This window comes from Rhizobium moroccans, assembly GCF_057559155.1.
The window spans coordinates 51,182-57,680 of the sequence record NZ_JBHFJG010000025.1 but is presented as its reverse complement, the minus strand read 5'-3'; the positions used below and the strand labels follow the sequence as shown (position 1 = coordinate 57,680).

Here is a 6,499-nt window from a genome sequence, read left to right as displayed (position 1 = left end):
GCGGGGGGGGCCTCTTCCGGCCACTCGATCAACACGAGATCGGCCCGCTTGCCGACTTCGACGACACCGCGGTCATCGAGCCCGGAAGCGCGTGCCGGATTGCCCGATACGAGAGGCCACAACATGTGGAGCGGACCGACGCCATCGGCCTTGAGCCTCGCCACGCCAAGCAACATCGCCGGATAATAATAATCCGAAGCGAGAATGTCGCAGAGCCCCTCGCGGATCATGTCGGCTGCGCCAATCGAAGCCAGGTGGCTGCCGCCGCGCGTCGCGTTGGGCGCGCCGAGGACGATGAAATCGCCGGCGTCGCGGGCAGCCCTCGCCACTCTTCTATTCACCGGAAACTCGCTGATCCGGGCGCCGCGCGCGCGGAAGAAATCGCGCGTTTCGATCTGACTGTCGTCGTGCGAGAGCATCGGTGCGCCGGCTGCCCGGCCCAAAGCCGCCACCTCTTCGATCGCCCCGAGCACCTGCGGCCGACGCTCCCATATGCCGCGAACGAGCGAGACCATGTCCGATACGGGGATTTTTGCCCGCTTGGCGCGTTCCTCCATCTTCGCGGCGAAAGCGGGTGCCTCCGGATCGACCATCGGGAAGGCCGGATCCAGATCGAAGGGCCGCTCCTGCAACGGCACCGAAGGATGCAGCATGGCCATGGACGTATGATCGTTGAACGCGACCGAGGGCAGGTGCGGACCGGAAAGCGCATCACGGATCAGTTCCACGGCTTCGAAGCAGAAGGTCTCCCAGCGCAGTTGCACGCGATTGTCCACCGTCAGCCGCGGGGCGAGCGCATCGAGGGCAGAGACGACGGCGCGGCCGCTTTCCACCGATCTGAGCCCCGGTTCCCAACTCAGCGTCAGGGCATGATAGGCAGTCGCGATGCCGTTGGCCGCAAGCTGGCGGTCCGTATCGAGCAGGGCTGCGGCGACAGGGAGCATGGTGCCGGGCCGCGGCATGAGCTGCCGCTCGAAGGCGTCGCCATGGATATCCACGAAAGCCGGTGCGAGAACATGGCCACGGCCATCGATGACTTTCGCTCCGTCGCGGGAACCGTTGATCGATGTGATCCGGCCATCTTCTATCCGCACGGATGCCTGCGCCAGACGGTCGCTGAAAACCACCGTCGCACCTTCAATGACAATTGCCGGATTGTTCCGCATCATCCCACCCATAAAAAGAAGAGGCACAGCAGCCGTATTACCACCATCGCGCGCAATCCGCCGCTTCTATCTAGCCGATGTGACAGATTTGAGAAACCTTCTGTGCATCGGCACGGAAGAGGCAGCGGACCATTAGCGCAAGACAGCCTCAACCGGCGCATCATGGTAAAAGATTGTGCAGTGCGATCGAATTTTGCCGGAATGTCTTTTTCCCGCCTCCGAAACCGGTAGGATCGCCGGAACATTCCTCATGCGCGACGAGCAGAAATGACCGACTTCGATAGCGACCTCTCCTCCTCCGCCGATTTCGACTGCGCACCCGTGCGCCTGACGGTCGATCTCGGAGCCCTTGCCGACAACTGGCGGGAAATGGCGTACAGGTCCGGCAAGGCGCGCGCCGCGGCGGTGGTCAAGGCCGACGCCTACGGCCTCGGGATCGAGGACTGCGGCACGGCGCTTTACGAGGCCGGAGCGCGGGACTTCTTCGTGGCCGTGCCGCAGGAGGGCGCGACGTTGCGGGCCTATGTCCCTGATGCCCGCATCTATGTGCTTTCCGGCATCTGGCCGGGACAGGAGCGAATGTTCTTCGAAGATGATCTCGTGCCGGTTCTGGCTTCGGAGGAGCAGCTCGCCTTCTGGATGTCGGCAATATCGGAACGGGGCGACCACCCCTGCGCGCTGCAGGTGGATACCGGCTTCAACCGGCTCGGCCTGTCCTTCCAGGATGCGCTGGCGCTGGCCGGGGACGTTTCGCGGCCGGCGAGCTTCTCGCCCGTCCTCGTACTCTCCCATCTCCATAGCGGTGACACGCCCTCCTCGCCCCTCAACCGCAAGCAACTCGAATCCTTCCGGCAGGTTGCGGATGCTTTCGAAGGAATCGAATCAAGCCTCTCGGCCTCTGCCGGAATTTTTCTGGGGCCGGACTATCATTTCGATCTCACGCGGCCGGGCATCGCGCTTTATGGCGGCGAAGCCGTGAACGGCATGAAGCCATTGAAGCCCGTGGCGAAGGCAGAGGCGCGAATCGTGCAGATTCGTGAAGCAGAAACCGGCAGTACCGTCAGCTATGGCGCCACCCACCAGCTTTCCCGGCAGAGCCGGCTGGCGGTGGTTTCGGCCGGCTATGCGGACGGTTACCTGCGCTCGCTTTCCGGCGCTGGAGTGCCGATCCGGGCGGGCGGCACGCAAGGCGCCTTCGGCTTCATCGCCGGTCATCGCGTCCCCGCGATCGGCCGCATCACCATGGACCTGACGATCTTCGACATCACCGACGTCCCGGCAGCCGAAATCCGCATCGGCGACTATATCGAGCTCTTCGGCCCCGGCATGCCGCTCGACGAGGTCGCCCGCGCCGCCGGCACGATCGGCTACGAAATGCTCACCGGCCTCGGGTTGCGGCACGAGCGGCGATATATCTATCCGGAATAAGCTCTTGGCCACCTTGCCAGCGACAGCATTTCGAGATTAAAAGAGCAAAAGTTCCGCTTTTGTTCTCGGCGGACTTTGAGTATCAAAGGCGGCGGCTGATCCCATGGCGAAGACCAAGACCCAATTCGTGTGCCAAAACTGCGGCACGGTGCATAGCCGCTGGGCCGGCAAATGCGAAGGCTGCGGCGAGTGGAACACCATCGTCGAGGAAGACCCGATGGGCGGCATCGGCGGCGGGCCTGGAAAGGCTCCGAAGAAAGGCCGCGCGGTCGCGCTCACCACTCTTTCCGGCGAGACGGAAGAGGCACCCCGCATCCATACCGGCATATCCGAACTCGACCGGGCGACCGGCGGCGGCTTCGTGCGCGGCTCGGCGGTGCTGGTCGGCGGCGATCCCGGCATAGGAAAGTCGACGCTGCTGATGCAGGCGGCGGCCGCCCTTTCCCGCCGCGGACACCGGATCATCTATGTCTCCGGCGAAGAAGCCGTGGCGCAGGTGAGACTGCGCGCCCAGCGGCTCGGCGCCGCCGACTCGGACGTGCTGCTCGCCGCCGAAACCAATGTCGAGGATATCCTCGCCACGATTTCGGACGGCAAGCGGCCCGATCTCGTCATCATCGATTCGATCCAGACGCTCTGGAGCGACACGGCCGATTCCGCTCCCGGCACGGTCACGCAGGTGCGCACCGGCGTACAGGCGATGATCCGTTTCGCCAAGCAGACGGGAGCCGCCATGGTGCTCGTCGGCCACGTCACCAAGGAGGGGCAGATCGCCGGCCCTCGCGTCGTCGAGCACATGGTCGACGCCGTGCTTTATTTCGAGGGCGACCGGGGACATCATTACCGCATCCTTCGCACCGTGAAGAACCGTTTCGGGCCGACCGACGAGATCGGCGTGTTCGAGATGTCCGACATGGGACTGCGCGAGGTCACCAATCCTTCCGAACTCTTTCTCGGGGAGCGCAATGCCAAGGCGCCGGGGGCGGCGGTCTTCGCCGGCATGGAAGGTACGCGGCCGGTGCTCGTGGAAGTGCAGGCCCTGGTGGCGGCCACCTCGCTCGGCACGCCGCGCCGCGCGGTCGTCGGCTGGGATTCGGCGCGTCTTTCCATGATCCTTGCCGTGCTGGAGGCCCATTGCGGCGTGCGGCTCGGCCAGCACGACGTCTACCTCAATGTGGCTGGCGGCTACCGCATTTCCGAACCGGCCGCCGACATCGCGGTCGCTTCCGCCCTCGTCTCGTCGCTTGCCGGTCTTGCCCTGCCGGCAGATTGCGTCTATTTCGGCGAAATCAGCCTCTCGGGGGCGGTTCGGCCGGTTTCGCAGACAGCCCAACGCCTGAAAGAGGCCGAGAAGCTCGGCTTTGCCGGAGCGATGCTGCCGGCCAGTTCCGCCGAGCTTCCGAAGACATCCGGCGCCCGCTGGACGGAAATCGAGGACCTGCCCGATCTCGTATCGCGCATAGCCGGTTCCGCCAGGAAACTGGGGAAAGCGGCGGAAGAGGATTGATCTTTCGTCAACTGTTCCCCTGATGTAAGAGGGTCCGCCGGCAAGCGGCGCCGAAAACCGACAGGTCCTTGGAGTAGAGCCTATATGCCCATCACGATTTTTGACGGTATCGTCATCGGCGTAACGCTGTTTTCCGCCGTTCTCGCCATGGTGCGCGGTTTCTCGCGGGAGGTGCTTTCGATCGCGAGCTGGATCGGCTCGATCGCCGCGGCCTACTATCTCTACCCGCTGCTGGTTCCCTACGCCCAGAATTACACGGCGGACAACCGCATCGCGATCGCCGGCTCTGCCGGCGTCATCTTCCTCATCGCCCTGATCATCATCACCTTCATCACGTCGCGGATCGCCGATTTCATCATCGACAGCCGCATCGGCGCTCTGGACCGCACGCTGGGCTTCCTGTTCGGCGCGGCTCGCGGCATCCTGCTGCTGGTGGTGGCCGTCGCCTTCTGGAACTGGCTGGTGGACGTCCGCTCGCAGCCGGCCTGGGTGACCCAGGCCAAGTCGAAGCCATTCCTCGACGCGCTGGTGGCGCGGCTCGAGGCGGTATTGCCGGAAGATCTCGAGCCTCAGATCCGCGCCCGCATTCTCGGCCGGGAAGAAGCTCCGGTCGAGGGCGCGCCCGAGCAGGAGCAAGCACCGGCCGACGACGCGCCGGCAACAAACCCGACAAATAATTGACGCTTTGTTGCGCTTGATGCAGCGCGAAACGTCACCATTTGTGGTATCATTCGCAGTAAAGTGAAACGGGCTGGTTTCGGGAACATCTTCCCGGCCGGCTTTTCCATTTTTCCGAAAGGGCACGGCCAAGATGAATCAGCCGGTTTCTGAGACGTTCGCAGACAACAACCTCCACGAATGGGATGGTGATACGCTGCGCGAAGAATGCGGCGTTTTCGGCATTCTCGGCCATCCGGAGGCCGCCACGCTGACGGCGCTCGGCCTTCACGCCCTCCAGCATCGCGGTCAGGAAGCAGCCGGCATCGTCTCCTTCGACGGTCTGCGCTTTCACTCCGAACGGCGGATGGGTCTCGTCGGAGATCACTATACCGATCCGGCCACGCTTGCCCGCCTTCCCGGCAATATAGCGATGGGCCACAACCGCTACTCCACGACCGGCGAAGTGGCGCTGCGCAACGTGCAGCCGCTGTTCGCCGAACTGGAGGTGGGCGGCATCGCGATCGCCCATAACGGCAATTTCACCAATGGCCTGACGCTGCGCCGGCAGTTGATCGCCGGAGGCGCCATCTGTCAGTCCACCTCCGACACGGAAGTGGTGCTGCATCTGATCGCCCGCTCGCGCTATGCCTCGACGGCCGACCGTTTCATCGACGCCATCCGGCAGATGGAAGGCGGTTATTCCATGCTCGCGATCACTCGCACGAAACTGATTGCCGCCCGCGATCCCACCGGCATCCGGCCTCTCGTCATGGGTGAGCTCGACGGCAAGCCGATCTTCGCTTCCGAAACCTGCGCGCTCGATATCATCGGTGCGAAGTACATCCGGGATGTGGAGAACGGCGAAGTCATCATCTGCGAGATCCAGGCCGACGGCTCCATCAGCATCGATGCCCGCAAGGCCGGCAATTCACAGCCCGAGCGGCTGTGCCTTTTCGAATACGTCTATTTCGCCCGTCCCGATTCCGTCGTCGGCGGCCGCAGCGTCTATGTCGCCCGCAAGAACATGGGCATCAATCTCGCCAAGGAATCGCCGGTCGAAGCCGATGTCGTGGTGCCGGTCCCGGATGGCGGCACGCCGGCAGCCCTCGGCTATGCGCAGGAAAGCGGCATCCCGTTCGAGTACGGCATCATCCGCAACCATTATGTCGGCCGCACCTTCATCGAGCCGACGCAGCAGATCCGTGCCTTTGGCGTGAAGCTCAAGCACTCCGCCAACCGCGCGATGATCGAGGGCAAGCGCGTTATCCTGGTCGATGATTCGATCGTGCGCGGCACGACCTCGCTCAAGATCGTGCAGATGATCCGCGACGCGGGCGCCAAGGAAGTGCATTTCCGCGTCGCCAGCCCGATGATCTACTATCCCGACTTCTACGGGATCGACACGCCGGACCGCGAAAAGCTCATCGCCAACCAGTACGATAGCCTCGAAGCCATGTGCAAATATATCGGCGCGGATTCGCTGGCCTTCCTGTCGATCAACGGGCTCTACCGCGCAGTCGGCGGCGAAGACCGCAATGACGCTCGGCCGCAGTTCACCGACCATTATTTCACCGGCGACTATCCGACCCGTCTACTCGACAAGGACGGGGAGACCATGGGCCGCAAGGTTTCGGTTCTGGCCAGCAACGGCTGAGGCTGACGATCACCCTCCCCTTGAGGGGGAGGGTCGGACCGAAGGTCCGGGGCGGGGTGATCGGTCCAGCCAGCAATTGCTGGG

Annotated in this window: 5 protein-coding genes; 4 read left to right on the top strand and 1 reads right to left on the bottom strand. The window is 63.8% G+C overall.

What is annotated here, in order from left to right; genetic code table 11:
- Positions 1–1,127 (bottom strand): alpha-D-ribose 1-methylphosphonate 5-triphosphate diphosphatase (locus ACE04I_RS14525; protein ID WP_487207234.1); only part of this gene is annotated, 1,127 nt, incomplete at its 3' end.
- 306 nt (positions 1,128–1,433) lie between these two features.
- Between ACE04I_RS14525 and alr the strand changes: the two genes are divergently transcribed.
- From alr to purF, 4 genes are all read left to right on the top strand, one after another.
- Positions 1,434–2,594, top strand: a complete 1,161-nt coding sequence (gene alr, locus ACE04I_RS14520) for an alanine racemase (RefSeq protein ID WP_046792895.1) — start codon at positions 1,434–1,436, stop codon at positions 2,592–2,594.
- Between the two features lie 103 nt (positions 2,595–2,697).
- Positions 2,698–4,101, top strand: a complete 1,404-nt coding sequence (gene radA / locus ACE04I_RS14515; protein ID WP_046792896.1) for a DNA repair protein RadA — start codon at positions 2,698–2,700, stop codon at positions 4,099–4,101.
- Positions 4,102–4,185: 84 nt separating this feature from the next.
- Positions 4,186–4,782, top strand: a complete 597-nt coding sequence (locus ACE04I_RS14510) for a CvpA family protein (protein ID WP_046792897.1) — start codon at positions 4,186–4,188, stop codon at positions 4,780–4,782.
- A 130-nt stretch (positions 4,783–4,912) separates the two neighbouring features.
- Positions 4,913–6,415: an amidophosphoribosyltransferase gene (gene purF / locus ACE04I_RS14505; protein ID WP_046792898.1), complete on the top strand. Its 1,503-nt coding sequence runs from the start codon at positions 4,913–4,915 to the stop codon at positions 6,413–6,415.
- The last annotated feature ends 84 nt before the right edge of the window (positions 6,416–6,499 follow it).